Annotated in this window: 17 protein-coding genes; 6 read left to right on the top strand and 11 right to left on the bottom strand. The window is 60.6% G+C overall.

The features are described from left to right. Positions 1 to 91: 91 nt before the first annotated feature. On the top strand, positions 92 to 853 hold the full coding sequence (locus tag IB246_RS24320) for a YdcF family protein (RefSeq protein WP_008044554.1): 762 nt from the start codon (positions 92 to 94) through the stop codon (positions 851 to 853). 125 nt (positions 854 to 978) lie between these two features. Here the strand turns inward: IB246_RS24320 and lnt are convergent, their stop codons facing one another. From lnt to miaB, 5 genes are all read right to left on the bottom strand, one after another. Continuing rightward, positions 979 to 2,502, bottom strand: coding sequence for an apolipoprotein N-acyltransferase (gene lnt, locus IB246_RS24315; protein WP_192230191.1), 1,524 nt, complete (start codon positions 2,500 to 2,502; stop codon positions 979 to 981). A gap of 8 nt (positions 2,503 to 2,510) precedes the next feature. Beyond that, the gene (locus IB246_RS24310) at positions 2,511 to 3,350 is read right to left on the bottom strand and encodes an HlyC/CorC family transporter (protein ID WP_008035118.1); all 840 of its coding nucleotides are present in this window, start codon (positions 3,348 to 3,350) and stop codon (positions 2,511 to 2,513) included. Between the two features lie 5 nt (positions 3,351 to 3,355). Further along, complete coding sequence (ybeY, locus tag IB246_RS24305; protein ID WP_008044557.1) at positions 3,356 to 3,850, bottom strand: rRNA maturation RNase YbeY; 495 nt, start codon at positions 3,848 to 3,850, stop codon at positions 3,356 to 3,358. Beyond that, on the bottom strand, positions 3,843 to 4,847 hold the full coding sequence (locus IB246_RS24300; protein WP_032829221.1) for a PhoH family protein: 1,005 nt from the start codon (positions 4,845 to 4,847) through the stop codon (positions 3,843 to 3,845). The genes ybeY and IB246_RS24300 overlap by 8 nt, the downstream gene beginning before the upstream one ends. A 205-nt stretch (positions 4,848 to 5,052) precedes the next feature. Then, positions 5,053 to 6,381, bottom strand: a complete 1,329-nt coding sequence (gene miaB / locus IB246_RS24295) for a tRNA (N6-isopentenyl adenosine(37)-C2)-methylthiotransferase MiaB (protein ID WP_032832882.1) — start codon at positions 6,379 to 6,381, stop codon at positions 5,053 to 5,055. Positions 6,382 to 6,516: 135 nt separating this feature from the next. On the opposite strand from miaB, the gene IB246_RS24290 reads away from it, so the two are divergent. Then, on the top strand, positions 6,517 to 6,846 hold the full coding sequence (locus IB246_RS24290; RefSeq protein ID WP_007894425.1) for a DUF1820 family protein: 330 nt from the start codon (positions 6,517 to 6,519) through the stop codon (positions 6,844 to 6,846). Between the two features lie 140 nt (positions 6,847 to 6,986). On the opposite strand, the gene IB246_RS24285 is transcribed toward IB246_RS24290, so the two are convergent. The 4 genes from IB246_RS24285 to IB246_RS24270 all read right to left on the bottom strand — a co-directional run bounded on the left by IB246_RS24285 (position 6,987) and on the right by IB246_RS24270 (position 10,505). After that, entirely contained in the window at positions 6,987 to 7,541 is a 555-nt protein-coding gene (locus IB246_RS24285) for a tetratricopeptide repeat protein (protein WP_008035122.1), read from the bottom strand. A 225-nt stretch (positions 7,542 to 7,766) separates the two neighbouring features. After that, the gene (hemL, locus tag IB246_RS24280) at positions 7,767 to 9,050 is read right to left on the bottom strand and encodes a glutamate-1-semialdehyde 2,1-aminomutase (RefSeq protein ID WP_008044562.1); all 1,284 of its coding nucleotides are present in this window, start codon (positions 9,048 to 9,050) and stop codon (positions 7,767 to 7,769) included. A 15-nt stretch (positions 9,051 to 9,065) separates the two neighbouring features. Further along, a complete protein-coding gene (gene thiE / locus IB246_RS24275) occupies positions 9,066 to 9,689 on the bottom strand; it encodes a thiamine phosphate synthase (protein WP_008044565.1) in 624 nt (207 codons plus the stop codon). 18 nt (positions 9,690 to 9,707) lie between these two features. Further along, a complete protein-coding gene (locus tag IB246_RS24270; protein ID WP_008044566.1) occupies positions 9,708 to 10,505 on the bottom strand; it encodes a hydroxymethylpyrimidine/phosphomethylpyrimidine kinase in 798 nt (265 codons plus the stop codon). 314 nt (positions 10,506 to 10,819) lie between these two features. On the opposite strand from IB246_RS24270, the gene IB246_RS24265 reads away from it, so the two are divergent. The 4 genes from IB246_RS24265 (at position 10,820) to IB246_RS24250 (ending at position 17,304) form a co-directional block, all read left to right on the top strand. After that, complete coding sequence (locus IB246_RS24265) at positions 10,820 to 13,204, top strand: hybrid sensor histidine kinase/response regulator (RefSeq protein ID WP_008044567.1); 2,385 nt, start codon at positions 10,820 to 10,822, stop codon at positions 13,202 to 13,204. Positions 13,205 to 13,277: 73 nt separating this feature from the next. Continuing rightward, positions 13,278 to 14,924, top strand: a complete 1,647-nt coding sequence (locus tag IB246_RS24260; RefSeq protein ID WP_008044570.1) for an acyl-CoA dehydrogenase family protein — start codon at positions 13,278 to 13,280, stop codon at positions 14,922 to 14,924. A 173-nt stretch (positions 14,925 to 15,097) separates the two neighbouring features. Then, complete coding sequence (gene amn / locus IB246_RS24255) at positions 15,098 to 16,597, top strand: AMP nucleosidase (RefSeq protein WP_177318196.1); 1,500 nt, start codon at positions 15,098 to 15,100, stop codon at positions 16,595 to 16,597. A 71-nt stretch (positions 16,598 to 16,668) separates the two neighbouring features. Continuing rightward, the gene (locus tag IB246_RS24250; RefSeq protein ID WP_008035145.1) at positions 16,669 to 17,304 is read left to right on the top strand and encodes a pseudouridine synthase; all 636 of its coding nucleotides are present in this window, start codon (positions 16,669 to 16,671) and stop codon (positions 17,302 to 17,304) included. On the opposite strand, the gene IB246_RS24245 is transcribed toward IB246_RS24250, so the two are convergent. Further along, positions 17,299 to 17,508 (bottom strand): DUF2788 domain-containing protein, encoded by a 210-nt coding sequence (locus tag IB246_RS24245; RefSeq protein WP_007937369.1) that lies wholly within the window; start codon positions 17,506 to 17,508, stop codon positions 17,299 to 17,301. The genes IB246_RS24250 and IB246_RS24245 overlap by 6 nt on opposite strands. A 189-nt stretch (positions 17,509 to 17,697) precedes the next feature. Then, positions 17,698 to 18,177, bottom strand: coding sequence for an Lrp/AsnC family transcriptional regulator (locus tag IB246_RS24240; RefSeq protein ID WP_007894448.1), 480 nt, complete (start codon positions 18,175 to 18,177; stop codon positions 17,698 to 17,700). Positions 18,178 to 18,243: the final 66 nt, after the last annotated feature.

Below are 18,243 nucleotides of genomic sequence, written 5' to 3'. Positions count from 1 at the left end.
GGCGTGTGGTTTTTTAAAGCATAGTCCTTTCGCATTTGTTGTCGCTTTGCGTCAACCCACTTAGGCTTCGGGCATCTTCAGGAGATGCTCGATGCCTTTTCGTTACTTCGTTAAACACCTTCTCATGCCGCCCGGCATTTTGTTGCTGTTGCTGGTGCTTGCCTGGTGGTTTCGCCGCTCAAGACCGCGCCTTGCCGGTGTGTGCTTTGCGCTGGGGGCGGGCGGATTCTGGCTGATGAGCCTGCCGGTGGCTGTGCAATGGGGCGCCAAAGCCCTGGAGCGCGAGCCGCCGCTGGCTCGCGAGGAGTGGGCAACCCTGGCTCAGCGCGCCGACGCGATCATCGTGCTCGGTGCGGGGCGCGAACGTGGCGACCTGGCCTGGGGCGCCGACCAGCCGACCGGTGTCGCGCTGGAGCGCGAACGTTATGCGGCGCGGCTGGCGAAGGCGTCGGGCTTGCCGATCCTGACCAGCGGCGGATTGCATTACGGGACACCACCGAGCGAAGCCAGGTTGATGGCCGATTCGTTGCGCGATGATTTCGGCGTGACCGTGCGCTGGCAGGAAGAGCGCAGCCGCACCACGTGGGAGAACGCTCAATTCAGTGCTGAGGTGTTGTTGCCGGAAGGGGTCAAGCGCGTGGTCGTTGTCACCCAGGCCTGGCACATGCCGCGAGCGGTCTGGAGTTTTCAGAAGGCGGGTTTTGAGGTGGTGGCGGCGCCGATGGGGTTTCTCGGGGTGGATAATGCCCGGCCGTTGGCGGGCTGGGTCCCGGAATTCAAGTCGGTGTGGCAAAGCGGGATGTTGTTGAATGAGGCGGCGGGGCAGGTGGGATATCCGCTGTTTTATCGATAACCCAAAGCTCACCCATTTCCTGTAGGAGCGAGCTTGCTCGCGATGGGCGTGAACGATGACGCGTGTTTGCGGGAAACTGGCGCCGCTTTCAAACTCATCGCGAGCAAGCTCGCTCCTACAGAGATTCAGACGGTTTTGGCCATCCGGTTCGCGACCAGCACCCAGCCGAACAACAGCACGCACACGATGATCAGCGGCCACGAACGCCATTCAAGATACGGCGTCAGGTTGTGCATTGGCACCACTTCGCCATACAGAATGCCGCGTTCGAACTGTGGGATCTGGACAGTGATCTGCCCAAACGGGTTGATCAGGCCGGTGACGCCGTTGTTGGTGGCACGGATCATCCAGCGACCGGCCTCAAGTGCGCGCATCTGCGCCATCTGCAAGTGTTGCAGCGGGCCGATGGAGGTGCCAAACCAGGTGTCGTTGCTGATGGTCAGCAACAGATCGCTGCGAGCGGCAAGGCTGGCGGCGAATTCCGGATAAACCACCTCGTAGCAGATGAACGGCGCAATCTGATAACCCTTGGCTTGCAGCATCGCCTGGTCGGCGGGGCCGCGGGCAAAGTCCGACATCGGCAAATCGAAGAAGGCGATCAGCCCGCGCAGCACTTCCTGCAACGGTACGTACTCGCCGAACGGCACCAGTTTCTGCTTGAGGTACGTGCCATCGCCTTCACCCACTACGGTAATGCCGTTGTAGAAGCGCTTCTGGTGGTGAACCTCTTCACGGATCGGTACGCCGGTAATTAGCGCACTCTTACGTTCTGCGGCGAAGTTTCCCATCATGTTCAGGTAGCCCTGGGCGGACTCCTTGAGCACCGGGACGGCGGTTTCCGGCCAGATCAGCAGGTCGACCGGCTTGGAGCTGAAGCTCATGTCGCGGTACAGCGCCAGTTGCGCATTGAGCTGCGCCGGGTCCCACTTCATGCTTTGTTCGATATTGCCTTGAATCGCCGCGACGCTCAGCGGCTCGCCGGCCGGGGTGGTCCAGGCATGGCCCTTGAGTGCGATGCCGGCGACCCAAGGGCCGAGCAACAGCAATACGCCAGCGGCGATGAAGGCTTTACGACCCGCTTTCACCAGGCGCAAGGCGTTGTAGATCAGTGCGGCGGTCAGGGCCAGGGTGAAGGAAATCAGCCACATCCCGCCCACGGGTGCGAGCCCGGCCAACGGGCCGTCGAGCTGGCTGTAACCGGAGTAGAGCCACGGGAAACCGGTCAGGAACCAGCCACGAAACGCTTCCTGGCCGACCCACAACGCCGCAAACGCCAGGGCATCGGCCAGCGGCGCCTCGTTGCGTCGCAGCCAGCGCGCCCAGATCCAGGCGGGCAGGGCGAAAAACCAGGCAATCGCTGCAGTGAAGAGCAGCATCAGGAACCCGGCCAGCAGCACGGAAGCGCCACCGAAGTTGTGAATGCTGTAGTAGATCCAGCTGGTGCCCGCGCCAAACAGGCCAAAACCGAAACACCAGCCACGGCCAAGGGCCTGACGTGGGTTCAGTTCGCGCAAACCGGCATAAAAGAACCCGACCGCCAGCAGTGCCAACGGCCAGATATCGAACGGCGCCAGGGCCAGGGTGGTGAGTGCACCGGCCGCCACGGCCAGCAGGTTACCGGGCCAGCCGGGGCGGGTTACGCGGAGCATGTCAGTCCTTAACGGGCAATTGGAGTCAGGCGCAAAAGGTGGATTCGACGGCTGTCCGCATTGAGGATACGGAAGCGGTAAGGGCCGATTTCAGTGATTTCGTTGCGTTTTGGCAAGTGCCCGAACGCGCTCATCACCAGGCCGCCAACGGTGTCGAATTCGTCGTCGGAGAACTCGCTGTCGAAGAATTCGTTGAAGTTCTCGATCGGCGTCAGGGCCTTGACCAGGAAATCACCGCTGGGCAGCGGCTTGATGTAGCTGTCTTCCTCGACGTCATGCTCGTCCTCGATGTCGCCGACGATCTGTTCCAGCACGTCTTCGATGGTCACCAGGCCTGCCACGCCGCCGTATTCGTCGATGACGATGGCCATGTGGTTGTGGTTGGCGCGGAACTCGCGCAGCAGCACGTTCAGGCGCTTGGACTCGGGCACGAAGGTGGCCGGGCGCAGCAGGTCCTTGATGTTGAAGCTGTCGCCGTTCTCCCTGAGGATCAACGGCAGCAAGTCCTTGGCCAGCAACACGCCCATCACGTCATCGTGGCTTTCGCCGATGACCGGGTAGCGGGAGTGGGCAGAGTCGACCACGGCGGGCAAAAACTCACGGGGTGTCTGGGTCGCCTTGATGCTGATCATCTGCGAACGCGGGACCATGATGTCCCGTACTTGCAGGTCTGCAACCTGGATGGCGCCTTCGACGATGGCCAGCGCTTCGCTGTCCAGCAACTTGTTTTGATGTGCATCGCGCAGGAGCTCCAGCAGCTCCTGACGGTTCTTCGGCTCGTGGGCAAAAGCCTGGGTGAGCTTACCCAGCCATGACTTCTGCCCGTTGCTCGATCGATCTTCGCTCATAGCGATTACTCTGAATCCTTTGTTGTAACGATAGGGGATGTTTCTGTTTCGTCGTCCGTGTACGGGTCGGGATAGCCCAACTCAGCAAGCAACGTTCGTTCCAGTGCTTCCATTTCTTCGGCTTCGTCGTCATCTATATGGTCGTAACCCAGCAGATGCAAGCAGCCGTGAATGACCAGATGTGCCCAGTGGGCCTTGGGTTCCTTGCCTTGTTCGGCGGCTTCGCGCTCGACCACCGCCACGCAGATCACCAGATCGCCCAGCAGCGGGATGTCGAGAAACTCGTCAGGCACATCGGCAGGAAACGACAGCACGTTGGTGGCGTAGTCCTTTTGCCGCCAGGTGTGATTCAGCTCGCGCCCCTCCGCTTCGTCGACCAGGCGAATGGTCATTTCGGAGTCGGCGGTGCGCTGGCGCAGGGCCAGTTCACACCATTGGCGGAACTCGGCTTCACTTGGCGCAGATGCTTCGGTGGCCAGTTGCAGATCAAGCTCAAGCATCGCGGCGGCTGTCCTTTGGTGTTTCGTCTGCCCCGCGATTCTCGAAGCGCTCGTAGGCTTCGACGATCCGCTGCACCAGTGGATGGCGCACGACGTCCTTGGGCATGAAATGGGTGAAGCTGATGCCCGGTACGTCTTTCAGCACTTCGATCACGTGGTGCAGCCCGGACTTGGTGCCTTTCGGCAGGTCGACCTGGGTGATGTCACCGGTGATGACCGCTGTGGAACCGAAGCCGATCCGGGTCAGGAACATCTTCATCTGCTCGACGGTGGTGTTCTGGCTTTCATCGAGGATGATGAAGCTGTTGTTCAGCGTGCGACCGCGCATGTAGGCCAGCGGCGCGACTTCGATCACCTGGCGCTCGATCAGCTTGGCGACGTATTCGAAGCCGAGCATTTCGTAGAGTGCGTCGTAGAGCGGTCGCAGGTACGGGTCGATCTTTTGCGACAGGTCGCCGGGCAGGAAGCCGAGTTTTTCGCCCGCTTCAACCGCCGGGCGCACCAGCAGGATGCGGCGGATCTGCTCGCGTTCCAATGCATCTACCGCGCAGGCAACGGCCAGGTAGGTCTTGCCGGTACCGGCCGGACCGATGCCGAAGTTGATGTCGTTGCCGAGGATTTCCTTCACGTAGCGCAGCTGATTCAAGCCGCGAGGGCGAATCATGCCTTTTTTGGTGCGCAGGGCCACGGAAGGTTCGGACGGCGAAACGTTGTCCAGCTCTTCGACGGCCGATTCCTGCAGGAACAGGTGAACCATGTCCGGCGACAGCTCGGTACCCTTGGTTTCCCGGTACAGGCGGCGCAGGAGGTTTTCCGCGGAGGTGGTGTGTTTGGGGTCGCCGATCAGCTCGAACTGATTTCCGCGGTTGCGGATTTCGATGGTCAGGCGTTGCTCGATCAAGCGCAGGTGCTCGTCGAACATCCCGCACAGATTGGCAAAGCGGCGAGCCTCAAAGGGCTCGAGGATAAAACGATGTGGTTCTATGGGTGCGTTCAAGGTCGTATTTAGCCGCCCTGGGGCAATTAAGATGAAATCAAGGATAACGCCAGTGAGGCGGGTGCGAAAGCTCTTAAATATCTCGACCTGACACACCTCGATTCTGTAGGAGCCGGCTTGCTGGCGATGAACGATAACGCGGTTTGTCAGGCAGACCGTGGCGCAGCCTTCGCGGGCAAGCCTCGCTCCTACAGGTTTTGTGGTGTCATTGAATTAGAGAGCCGCGCAGCGAGTGCGGCTGAGCGGCATCGATATGCACGTCGGCAAACTGACCTATCAGGGTTGGATTGTCGCAGCGGAAGTTGACGATCCGGTTATTCTCGGTCCGGCCCTGCAGCTCGCCAGGGTCTTTTTTCGAGTAATCGGTCACCAGGATCCGCTGGACCGAACCGACCATTTGTCGGCTGATCTCGAAACCTTGCTGGTTCAGGCGATGTTGCAAGGCGTTCAGGCGTTCTTTTTTCAGTTCTTCCGGCGTTTCGTCGGCCAGATCGGCCGCCGGCGTGCCTGGGCGCTGGCTATAGACGAACGAATAGGAGAAGTCGAAACCGACGTCTTCGATCAGCTTCATGGTCTGTTCGAAGTCTTTTTCGGTTTCGCCCGGGAAGCCGACGATGAAGTCCGAGCTGATGCAGATCCCCGGAACGGCGGCGCGCAGCTTGCGCAGTTTGGATTTGTATTCCAGTGCCGTGTGGTTGCGCTTCATCGCCGACAGAATGCGGTCCGAACCCGATTGCACCGGCAAGTGCAGGTGTTTCACCAGTTCCGGTACCTCGGCGTGGGCCTGGATCAGGCTGTCGGAGAACTCCAGCGGGTGCGAAGTGGTGTAGCGGATGCGGTCGATGCCATCGACAGCGGCGACCACGCGGATCAGCTCGGCGAGGTCCGCCAGGCGACCATCGTGAGTGGTTCCGCGATAGCCGTTGACGTTCTGGCCCAGCAACGTCACTTCACGCACGCCGTTCTCGGCGAGGTGGATGATCTCGGCAATCACGTCATCGAACGGGCGGCTGACTTCTTCGCCGCGGGTGTAGGGCACCACGCAGAATGTGCAGTACTTGCTGCAACCTTCCATCACCGACACATAAGCGCTCGGGCCATCGATGCGCGGCTCGGGCAGGTGGTCGAATTTTTCGATTTCCGGGAACGAGACATCGACTTGCGGCAGCTTGGTAGCGCGTGCGGCGTCGATCATTTCCGGCAAACGGTGCAGGGTTTGCGGGCCGAACACCACGTCGACGTACGGTGCGCGATCGCGGATGGCGGCGCCTTCCTGGCTGGCGACGCAACCGCCGACGGCGATCACCATCTCCGGGTTGGCCAGTTTCAGTTCGCGCCAGCGGCCGAGCTGGGAATACACCCGGTCCTGGGCGCGTTCACGGATCGAGCAGGTGTTGAGCAGGATCACGTCGGCGTCTTCAGCGCGAGCGGTGACTTCCAGGGCCTGATGTTCACCCAGCAGATCAACCATGCGCGAGCTGTCGTACTCGTTCATCTGGCAACCGTGGGTTTCGATGTAAAGCTTCTTGGCCATGGATACAGTCATCACGTGATTCAAAGAACCGCGCATTATAGGGAACATGTCCCAAGGTTCCTACCGTTGCGCGTCCGGTGGCTATGCTATAGTTCGCGCCCTCATTTTTATCCCCCGATGTGTTGCTCGCCCACCATGACCAAACGTGAAGCTCCAATCTACAAGGTGATTTTCCTCAATCAGGGCCAGGTGTACGAAATGTACGCCAAGCAGATCTATCAAAGTGATCTGTGGGGCTTCCTGGAAGTGGAAGAGTTCGTCTTTGGCGAGCGCACGCAAGTGGTCGTCGACCCGAGCGAAGAGAAGCTCAAGGCTCAGTTCGAGGGCGTGGTGCGCAGTTTTGTGCCGATGCATTCGATCGTGCGCATCGACGAAGTCGAGCGTCTGGGCACCCCGAAAATCAGCGAAGCCCGTGGCGCGGTCGGCAATGTGATGCCGTTTCCGATGCCGATGCCTGAGAAGTAAGCCTCAAGACCGCGTTGCCCCCATCGCGAGCAGGCTCGCTCCCACAGTTAATCTCAAGTGTTCACAGATATTGTGTTCACTGAAGATCCAATGTGGGAGCGAGCCTGCTCGCGATGGGGCCAGTCAGAACAGCGCAGAAATCAGGGAAGAGGCGAAAACGGCGTACGCCCATCGGCGCTTTGCAATTCCATCAGGTACTTGCGGAAGATCTGCCCAAGCACCTGAGTCGCCACTTCAAGCTCTTCACGCGGCATCTTCTCGGCGACTTCATCCGCCGTATCCAGCGCTTCTTCCGCACCATTGACCGCCGCCATTTTCAGCACGATGTACGCCTGAACGTTATTGGCCGGTACACCTTCGCCGTGGAAGAACATGGTGCCGAGTTTGAATTGCGCCTGGGCATGGCCTTGCAGCGAGGCCTTTTCGAAGTAATCCAGGGCTTTCTTGAGATCGCGCGGGGTGTTTTTGCCGTCGTAGTAGAACTCACCCAACTCGTATTGCGCTTGCGCATCCCCTTCATCCGACGCTTTCTGACAGGCGGCGAGCGCCTGTGCCAGGTCTTGCGGCTGGGTATTGAGGGTGCAGCGACCCATCGCTGGGATTAACAACGAGTTGCCGCCTGCTTGTGCGAGCGCGAGCAGGGGCTGAAGGAGCAACAGGCAGCCCATTGCAAGGGCGCGGCCGGTGCGGTTCATGGGAATCGACTTACCTCTGAAGGGCGCGCGGACCCAACGAGGGGATCCAATAAGCGCGCATTATGAAATAAGCAGGGCCAACCTTACAAAGTCTTTACTCGTTTTTCTGCTGCACGGGGAATATATCGCCCACTTTACGGGGGATTATTGGCAGGTGAGTAGGAAAAGAGGCGGGAATGTAGGTGAAAGCTGACGCTGGCAATCGCCAACGTCAGCGGCACAACGTTATTTCAATGCAGCGAAAGCGCGCTCGGCGGCATCCAGGGTCAGTTTCAACTCGGCTTCGCCATGGGCGATCGAGGTGAAGCCGGCTTCGAATGCACTTGGCGCCAGGTACACGCCACCTTCGAGCATCAGGTGGAAGAAGCGGCCGAACAGCTTCGCGTCGCTGGCCATCACGTCATCGAAGGTGACGATGTCGTCGGCGCCGCTGAAGTACAAGCCGAACATGCCACCGGCCTGGGTGGTCACGAACGGAATGCCGGCAGCGTCGGCGCGCTGTTGCAGGCCATCGAGCAGGCGGCTGGTGTAGTCGCTCAGTTCGGCGTGGAAGCCTGGGCGGCTGATCAGGCGCAAGGTCGTCAGACCGGCCGCCATTGCCAGCGGGTTACCCGACAAGGTGCCCGCCTGGTACACCGGGCCCAGTGGCGCGATGTGCGACATGATTGCGCGTTTGCCGCCGAAGCAGCCAACCGGCATGCCGCCACCGATGATCTTGCCGAACGTGGTCAGGTCTGGCGTAACGCCGTAATGCGCTTGAGCACCGCCGAGGGCAACGCGGAAACCGGTCATCACTTCGTCGAAAATCAGCACCACGCCGTGCTTGTCGCACAGGGTTCGCAGGCCTTCGAGGAAGCCCGGTGCCGGCGGTACGCAGTTCATGTTGCCGGCCACCGGCTCGACGATGATGCAGGCCACGTCCTGGCCCACTTCAGCGAGCATGGTTTCTACGGCGTCGATGTCGTTGAACGGCAGGGTCAGGGTGTGTTTGGCGAAGGACGCCGGTACACCGGCCGAGCTCGGCACGCCTTGGGTCAGGGCGCCGGAACCTGCTTTAACCAGCAGGCTGTCGGAGTGGCCGTGGTAGCAGCCTTCGAACTTGATGATGCTGTCGCGACCGGTGAAACCACGGGCCAGGCGAATCGCGCTCATGGTCGCTTCGGTGCCGGAGCTGACCATGCGCACCATTTCCATCGATGGGACGATCGAGCAGACCAGGTCGGCCATCTCGGTTTCCATCTCGGTCGGGGCGCCATAGGACAAGCCGTGTTCCAGCTGCTTGCGCACCGCGTCCAGCACGTCCGGATGGCTGTGGCCGAGGATCATCGGCCCCCAGGAACCGACGTAATCCACATAACGCTTGTCGTCTTCGTCGGTGACGTAGGCGCCTTCAGCGTGTTTGAAAAACAGGGGGGTGCCGCCAACGCTCTTGAACGCGCGAACAGGTGAATTCACGCCACCGGGAATGTGTTTCTGGGCATTGGCAAACAGCGTTTCGGAACGAGACATGATGGGGCTCTCAAATCAGATTTTTAGTAATTCGTTGAATGCGCGGGCGCGGCGGGTCACTTCAGCCGTGCTCTCGGCGCCAAACAGGCCGTGGACCACCGCCAGCAGATCGACCCCGTGGGCCACCAGCGGGGCGGCGTTTTCCAGGGTGATGCCGCCGATCGCGCAGATCGGCAGGTGCAATGTGCTGCGGGCCTGGTCGAGCAGTTCGAGGCTGCAAGTCGGTGCGCCGGGTTTGGTACTGGAATTGAAGAAACGGCCGAAGGCGACATAACTGGCGCCTTCTTTGGCCGCTTGTTCGGCGAGTTCGAGTTGCGCGTGACAGGTCGAACCGATGATCGCCTGGCGACCGAGCAACGCACGGGCCGGGGTCAGCGGGCCGTCGGTCTGGCCCAGGTGCACGCCGACGTTCAGGCGTGCGGCCAGTTCGGCATCGTCATTGATGATCAGATGGGTCTTGTAGCGTTCGCACAGATCGCGCAGGGCTTCAGCTTCACGCAGACGGCGGGCCTCGTCGCTGCTCTTGTCGCGGTATTGCAGCAGGGTGACGCCGCCTTCCAGCGCCGCCTCCACGTACGAAAGAAATTTACCGGCCAGTAACTGGCTGTCGGTAATGGCGTACAGGCCGCGTAGTTTCATCGGGCATGCCTCATGGCGTTACGAACAGAAATCCAGTGGCAGGCGGCGCGGCACGAACTGGCCTTTGCCCAACTGCTCGGCATCGCGCAGGGTGCGCCACGTGTAGTTAAGCGCGCTCTGCACGGCACTGATGAGGTTTTCACCCTGGGCCAGACGACCGGCGAGGGCGCTCGCCAATGTGCAACCCGAACCGTGGTAACTGCCGGGCAAGCGCTGGCAGGTATAGGTTTCGCGCAGACCGTCGCGGCTGTACAGGCGATTGTGTATCTCGTGTTCATCACCGTGGCCGCCGGTGATCAGCAGGTGTTTGACGAACGGCAGGAGTTTTTCAGCGCACTCGTCGGCGGTGCCTTCTGGCAGTTCAGCGAGGATGCGGGCTTCGGGAAGGTTAGGGGTGGCGATGATAGCCAGGGGCAGCAAGCGTTCGCGCATGGCGTAGCCGACTTCGTCCTTGCCCAGTCGTCCGCCGCCGCCGGCGCGCAGCACCGGGTCGCAGACCATCGGCAAATGCGGGTGCGCCTGAAGCAGTTCGACGACGGTGTCGACCATTTCCAGGGAACCGAGCATGCCCAGCTTGACGGCGGCGACTTCGGAGTCGTTGAGCACGGCGTTGGCCTGAGCCAGCACCCACTCACGGTCGAGGACGCGGAAATCCGTGACGTTGACCGTGTCTTGCACGGTCAGGGCGGTGACGGCCGGAGCCGCATGACATCCCTGGGCAAGCAGGGCTTCGATATCTGCCTGCAAGCCGGCGCCACCACTTGGGTCGTGGCCGGAGAGACAGAGGACAACGGGGCGAGAGCTGTAGATATTCATGGTGCGCGAGCTTACCACCAAACATCGATTTTCGGGTGCAGTGCCCGCCAGGTCTGCCGATAGAGTGTCATGGGCTGGAAATGCAGTCGTCCGGGATTGTCACAATCTGACCGAGCAAACAGCTCTGGCTCTATATTCTTCTCTGGAACACCCGTTCTAGAGCCTTTCCAAGAAAAATTTCAATGGTGTTCAATGGCCATCAACGGCTATGCTAGAGTGGATCCAAACCAATAACAGGTAATGCCGGTTTTACGTCTACTCAAAAGGAATGAGGGGCTTCCTGAGATAACCGGACAGGCCACGCTGGGGCTTAAATGCGCTATTTGCTGATGTTGCTGTTTTGCTTGCCCCTCATGGCAAGCGCAGTCGAGTTCGATGAGTTCACTCAAAGCCTGCCCTTGGGCCGAACCCTGCAAGTGTTCGAAGACGCCGATGGTCAGGCGAGCATTGCCGATATCCGCGCGCAAGCCGCTGCCGGACACTTCAAGCCCCATGACAAGGCCACGCTCAACGCCGGTTACTCGCGTTCGGTGTTCTGGCTGAAAATCGACCTGCATTACCGCCCGACCAATCCCGCTGCACAGCGGACGTGGCTGCTGGAACTGGCCTATCCGCCCCTCGATCACCTTGATCTGTATTTGCCTGATGCCAGCGGTAGCTATCAATTGGCCCGTCAGACCGGCGACGCCTTGCCGTTCAGCAGTCGCGAGATTCGCCAGAACAACTACCTGTTCGATCTGAACTTTACGCCCGACCAAATGCAAACCGTGTACTTGCGCCTGCAAAGCGAAGGGTCGATCCAGGCGCCGGTCACGTTGTGGTCGAGCACTGCGTTCCTCGAAGAACAGCCGGTGCGGCTTTATGTGTTGGGCCTGATTTACGGCGTGTTGCTGGGGATGCTGGTCTACAACCTGTTCATCTACCTCAGCGTGCGCGACACCAGCTACCTCTATTACATTTTTTATATTGCCTCGTTCGGCCTGTATCAGCTGTCGGTGAATGGCGCGGCCGTAGAGTATTTCTGGCCAGACAACCCGTGGTGGGCCAACGCCGCGACGCCGTTTTTCATTGGTTGTGCAGGGCTGTTCGGCAGCCAGTTCGCCCGCAGCTTCCTGCAAACGGCGACCCTCAGCCGCTGGCTCGATCGCTTGCTGCTGGCGTTGATTGCGTTCAGTGCGGTAGTCGTCGGGTTGTCATTGATGACCAGTTACGCTCTGGCCCTGCGCCTGGCGACGACGCTGGCCCTGTCGTTCACCGTGGTGATTTTCGCCGCAGGGTTTTTCGCCTGGTGGCGCGGCTTGCGGGTGGCGCGCTATTTCATCATCGCCTGGTCGGCGTTTTTGCTCGGCGGCATCATCAATACGATGATGGTGCTGGGTTACCTGCCGAACGTATTCCTGACCATGTACTCCAGCCAGATCGGTTCGGCCATCGAGGTGGCGCTGCTGTCCCTGGCCTTGGCCGACCGCATCAACGCCATGCGCGAGCAACAGGCGCAAACCTTGTTCGATGCAGGGCAAAAGCTTGAAGTGCTCAACCAGCAACTGGCGCACAGTAACAAGCTCAAGGATGAATTCCTCGCCACGCTGACCCACGAATTGCGCACCCCCATGAACGGCGTGATCGGTTCGCTGGAATTGATGCAAACCGTCGAGATGGACCCGGAGCTGGAGCAATACCAGCAAACGGCCGCCGGTTCGGCACGCGACATGATGCGCATGGTCAACGGCATTCTTACCCTGACCGAATTGCAGGCCGGCAAGCTCAAGGCTTCGGCGTCCACCTTCAGTTTGCGCAGCGTGGTCGATACCTTGCGCGTGCAGTTCGAAGGCAACGCGTCGGGCAAGTCGCTGGACTTCAAGGTCGAGGTGACACCGGGCCTGCCGGACCGCTTGTACGGCGATAACGTCAAGTTGGCGCAATGCCTGGAATGCCTGCTGGATAACGCGATCAAGTTCACGCGAGTGGGCGGGGTGGCGCTGCGGGTCTCGGGTAAAAACGTGGAGCCCGGCAAGCTGGCATTGTCCTTTGCGGTCATCGACACCGGCATCGGCTTTACCGATCTGGGCGAGGCGACGCTGTATCAGCGGTTCTTCCAGCTCGACGGCTCGATGACCCGTGAATATGGCGGCCTCGGTGTCGGCCTGGCGATCTGTCGACAACTGGTCGACCTGCTCGGCGGGAACCTGACTCACCGCTCCGAGCCAGGTCGCGGCAGCCGCTTCCAGCTTGACGTCGAGTTTGAATTGCCGGTGGTCGAGCGCGTGACAACGCCATTGATGACCCGGGAATTCCCGCGCCTGCGCTTGCCTCAGGACTGCACGGTGCTGCTGGTGGACGACAACAGCATCAATCAATTGGTGATGCGCGGCATGTTGCTCAAGCTCGGGTTTCGGGTCCGTACGGCGGACAACGGGGTGACCGCGCTGGAAGTCCTGCAGCGTGAAACCTTTGATGCCGTACTCCTCGATTGTCAGCTACCGCCCCTCGACGGGGAGTCTGTCTGCTGCCAGATCCGGGACTTGCCGGGTTGTGCCGAATTGCCGGTGTTCATGATTGCCTTGAGCGCTGATCGGGAGCGCTGCCCAACCGGTGCCTTGATCGATTACCTGAGCAAACCGGTGAAATTCGAAGATTTGCAGGCCGCGTTGTATCGACGCGTGCTTTGTCCAAAACAAGGCGAAAGCGCCGACAGTTAGGCGGATATGCCACTTTGTTCGGCCTCGGGGCAGTGCTTAACTGAACTCCTTGGCTGACCAAAGGAGCCCCGTCATGAACCTGCATCAGTTCGCCGAAACCCACGAAGTCACCAACCAGCCGCCGTCGCTGGACGGCGCCAACCTGTATCGCATCGACCTGCCTTTGCAGGAGTGGTCGCAGCGTTTCGGGGCCGGTTGGGCCGAGTCGCGGATCGACACTTACGGCGCGCTGGCCGGCGGGCCGCTGATGGAAGCGGGGTTCCTGGCCAACCAGAACAAACCGGTGTTCAGCAGCCACGACCGCTACGGTCATCGCATCGATCTGGTGGAATTTCACCCGGCGTATCACGAGCTGATGCGCACGGCGATCGAGCACGGGTTGACCTCGCTGCCCTGGGCGCATCCACAGGACGGCGCCCATGTCGCCCGCGCTTCCATGACCTACCTGCACAGCCAGGCTGAAGCCGGCAGCGGTTGCCCATTGACCATGACCTTCGCCAGTGTGCCGGCGATGCGCTTGCAAGCGGACCTGGCCAAGCAGTGGCTGCCGAAAATCCTCGCCACCGAATACGATCCGCGCAATGTCGGCATGGCCCATAAGGCCGGTGTCACCATTGGCATGGCGATGACCGAGAAACAGGGCGGCACCGATGTGCGGGCCAACACCACCAAGGCGTATCCGGTGGGTGCCAGCGGGCCGGGCCAGGCCTACGAACTGGTGGGCCACAAATGGTTCTGTTCTGCGCCGATGTGCGATGCCTTCCTCACGCTGGCCCAGACCGACAAAGGTTTGACCTGCTTCCTGTTGCCACGCCATCGCCCGGACGACACACGCAATCAGTTCTACATCCAGCGCCTGAAAAACAAACTCGGCAATTGCTCCAACGCCTCCAGCGAAGTCGAGTTTCGCGGTGCGCTGGCGTGGATGGTCGGCGAAGAGGGGCGCGGCGTTCCGACCATCATCGAAATGGTTGCCATGACCCGCTTCGATTGCATGGTCGGTTCCAGCGCCTTGATGCGTCAGGCGCTGACCCAGGCCAGTCATCACTGCGCTCATCGCAGCGTCGGCGGCAAGCTGCTCAGCGAACAACCGTTGATGCAGAACGTCCTTGCCGATCTGGCCTTGGAGAGCGAAGCGGCGTTGGCGTTGAGCCTGCGAATGGGCAAGGCGCTGGATCATCTGGATGACGGGCACGAAGCCAAATTCGCGCGCCTGGTGACCGCCGTGGGCAAGTACTGGATCTGCAAGCGCGCGCCCGCGATGATCAACGAAGCTGCCGAATGCATGGGCGGTGCCGGGTATGTCGAAGACAGCATCCTGCCGCGCTTGTACCGCGAAGCACCGGTCAATTCGACGTGGGAAGGCTCCGGCAACGTGCAATGCCTGGATGTGTTGCGGGCGCTGTCGAAAGAACCGGGTGTGCTCGATGTGCTGTTCAGCGAGTTGGGTGATGGTCACGGCGACAAACGGCTGGCCGCGCACATCAGCCAGTTGCAGGCGGCGTTCAAGGACACCAGCGACATTCAGTATCGTGCGCGGCAGCTCACCGAAGACATTGCGTTGGGGCTGCAAGCCAAGCTGTTGCTGGAGGCCGGCAATTCGGCGGTCAGCGATGCGTTCATCGCCAGCCGCCTCGGTTCCACTGGTCGGGTATACGGCGCGTTGCCGCGAGGGCTGGATGTCGAAGCGATCGTCGCCCGCTCGACCCCATCTATGTAACCAACACCGAACCCCTGTGGGAGCGAGCCTGCTCGCGATAGCGGTTCAACATTCAGCAATTTTGTTGGCTGACAGTCCGTCATCGCGAGCAGGCTCGCTCCCACATTGGATCTACTGTGGACTTGGCATTTGTGTAGCCACCACTGTTCCCGTGAAGCGACGATGCAGGCAAGATGAAGGCCTGCAAGTCAGAACACAGGATGCTGATCGTGACCGAAGCTTTTATTATCGTTCAAACCGCCGAGCAAGCCGTGGACCGGCTTGCTCACTTGCACAATCGCGCAACCACCGCACTGAGCCAGGCGCTCAAGCGTTACCTCAAGGATCGAGTTGAACCGGACGCCGAACAGCGTGCGATGTTTCGTTATCCTGAACTGCGTCTGACCTACCACTGCCAGGGCGAAGTCCCGCAAACCACCCGCGCCTACGCCAAGGTGCAGCTGCCGGGGACCTACAGCGTCACCGTCACCCATCCGGCGGCTTTCCGTAAATACTTGCTGGAACAGCTCGTGCCGTTGATGCACGACTTCACCGTGACCGTGGAAGTCGGCATCAGCCAGCAGAATATTCCTTATCCGTACGTGGTCGAGCAGGGCGATGAACTGGCCGGCTCCGGCGTGACCGCGGCCGTGCTGGCGCGGGTGTTCCCGAGCACCGATCTGTCCGCCGCCACCGATGGTATCGCTGACGGTTTGTACGACTGGGAAAACACCGATCCGCTGCCGCTGGCCCTGTTCGATGCCGCGCGGGTGGATTTCTCCCTGCGCCGCCTCGTGCATTACACCGGCAGCGACTGGCGCCATGTGCAGCCGTGGATTCTTCTGACCAACTACCACCGCTACGTTGACCAGTTCATTGTTCATGGCCTTGAGCAGTTGCGCAGCGATCCGCGTTTCGTGCGCATGGTGTTGCCGGGCAACGTGATCATCGAAAAGAGCATGGATCACGGCGAAGCGTCGGCGATTGCGGCCGGCGTGGTCTGGCATCGCTATCAAATGCCGGCCTATCACCTGATTGCCAGCGACGGTCATGGCGTGACTTTGGTGAACATCGGCGTCGGCCCGTCCAACGCCAAGAACATCACCGACCATTTGGCGGTATTGCGTCCGCATTGCTGGCTGATGATCGGTCACTGCGGCGGTCTGCGTCAGTCGCAGACCATTGGCGATTATGTGTTGGCTCACGCCTACATGCGCCGCGACGGGATTCTCGATCGGGTCGTGCCGCCGAACATTCCGATTCCGGCCCTGGCCGAGGTGCAGATGGCGTTGCAGCAAGCGGCGGCCAACATCACCGGCGAGAAGGGCGACGAGCTGAAGAAACGCCTGCGCACCGGCACCGTGCTGACTTACGACGACCGTAACTGGGAATTGCGCTGGGCCCAGGAGCGTCCGCTGATCAACCTGTCCCGCGCCGTGGCGGTGGACATGGAAAGCGGCACCATCGCCGCGCAAGGTTATCGCTTGCGGGTGCCGTACGGCACATTGCTTTGCGTCTCGGACAAACCGCTGCACAGCGAAATCAAGCTGCCGGGTTCGGCCAACGCCTTTTATGAGCGCGCGGTCAGCCAGCACTTGAAGATCGGTATCGAGGCGGTGGACTTGTTGCGCACCGAACTCAACTCGTTGCACTCGCGCAAACTGCGCAGCTTCGACGAGCCGCCGTTCCGGTAATAGTTGTCATGGTCATTTGGCGGTCAGGGCACTAGCATTAGCAGCCCTGACCGTTAGATGTTCTCTTCGCCATGTCCCGTCCCCAACGTCCCGTGTCCCGCCGCCCTGGCGCGAACACCCCGTCATCAGCCCCGCGCCGTGTCGCCAAAGCGCCGCCGGCCGAGCCGAAGCTGATTCTGTTCAACAAACCGTTCGATGTGCTGACGCAATTCAGCGACGGTGAAGGGCGGGCGACGCTCAAGGATTTCATCGAGATTCCCGGGATTTACCCGGCAGGCCGTCTGGATCGCGACAGCGAAGGGTTGTTGCTGCTGACCAACGACGGCCAGCTCCAGGCGCGGATTGCCGACCCCAAGCACAAACTGGCCAAGACGTATTGGGTGCAAGTGGAGGGCGAGCCGAGTGCCGAGCAGTTACAGCGTTTGCGTGATGGCGTCGAGCTGAATGACGGCATGACCTTGCCCGCGCAAGCGCGGCAACTGGATGAGCCGCAACTGTGGCCCCGCAACCCGCCGGTGCGCTTTCGCAAAAGCGTGCCGACCAGTTGGCTGGAACTGGTGATTCGCGAGGGGCGTAACCGTCAGGTCCGGCGCATGACCGCAGCGGTCGGCTTGCCGACGTTGCGCCTGGTGCGGGTCAGGATCGGCGACTGGTCGATCGAAGGGCTCGATCAGGGCCAGTGGAAAGAAGTGCCGGCGCGCTTATAACGTGCCGGATTCGATCAGGCCGATCACCACGCTTTTGATCACGAACGCGGCCACACCGAGGCCGAGCACGAAGAACAGGATGAACGAACCGAAGCGCCCGGCCTTGGATTTCTTTGCCAGATCCCAGACGATGAAACCCATGAAAATGATCAGAATGCTGACCAGTCCGGTCATCATCCACTCTTCGAATACTGCAGGATCCATCGGACATCTCCAGCGAGGGCGGGGCTAAAAGGCGCTGGAGTATACGGCATGGGGGATTGGCGCGGCATTGACCTGCGGCAGCGTGTCGCAGCTATTCGTCGCCTGTTCCGGCCCCTTCGCGGGCAAGCCTCGCTCCTACAAAGGCTCGCGCAAAACCTGTAGGAGCGAGGCTTGCCTGCGAAGGCGTCGTCAGCTGCGCAGATGAGTCAGCGGTAACTCAGTGCTGTTGAGCACCTGATTCAACACAAAACTCGACCGCACACTCGTCACCCCTTCAATCCTTGTCAGGTGCCCCAGCAGCAATTTCTGATAGTGATCCATGTCCGGCACCACCACCTTGAGCTGATAGTCCGCATCCATCCCCGTCACCAGGCTGCATTCAAGCACTTGCGGCAAGGTGCGAATCGCCGCTTCGAAATTCTCGAATCGCTCCGGTGTATGCCGGTCCATGCCGATCAGCACGTAAGCCGTCAGGCTCAGGCCAAGCATTTTGCGATCCAGCAGGGCCACCTGGCGGGTGATGTAGCCGTCGTCTTCCAGTTGCTTGACCCGGCGCGAGCACGGTGAAGGTGACAGGCCGATGCGTTCGGCCAGCTCCTGGTTGGAGATGCGCGCGTCGCGCTGCAATTCCGCCAAAATGCTCAGGTCGTATCGGTCGAGTTTGCTCATCAATCAGGCCTTTGTCATATCGATTGCGGCAGATTATCTATCCAGGGTTAAAAATTGCGCAAGTCA

Origin of the sequence: Pseudomonas sp. PDM01, assembly GCF_014852325.1 — a bacterium.
Taxonomy (GTDB): Bacteria; Pseudomonadota; Gammaproteobacteria; order Pseudomonadales; family Pseudomonadaceae; genus Aquipseudomonas; species Aquipseudomonas migulae.
This window is presented reverse-complemented; position numbering and strand designations above follow the sequence as displayed.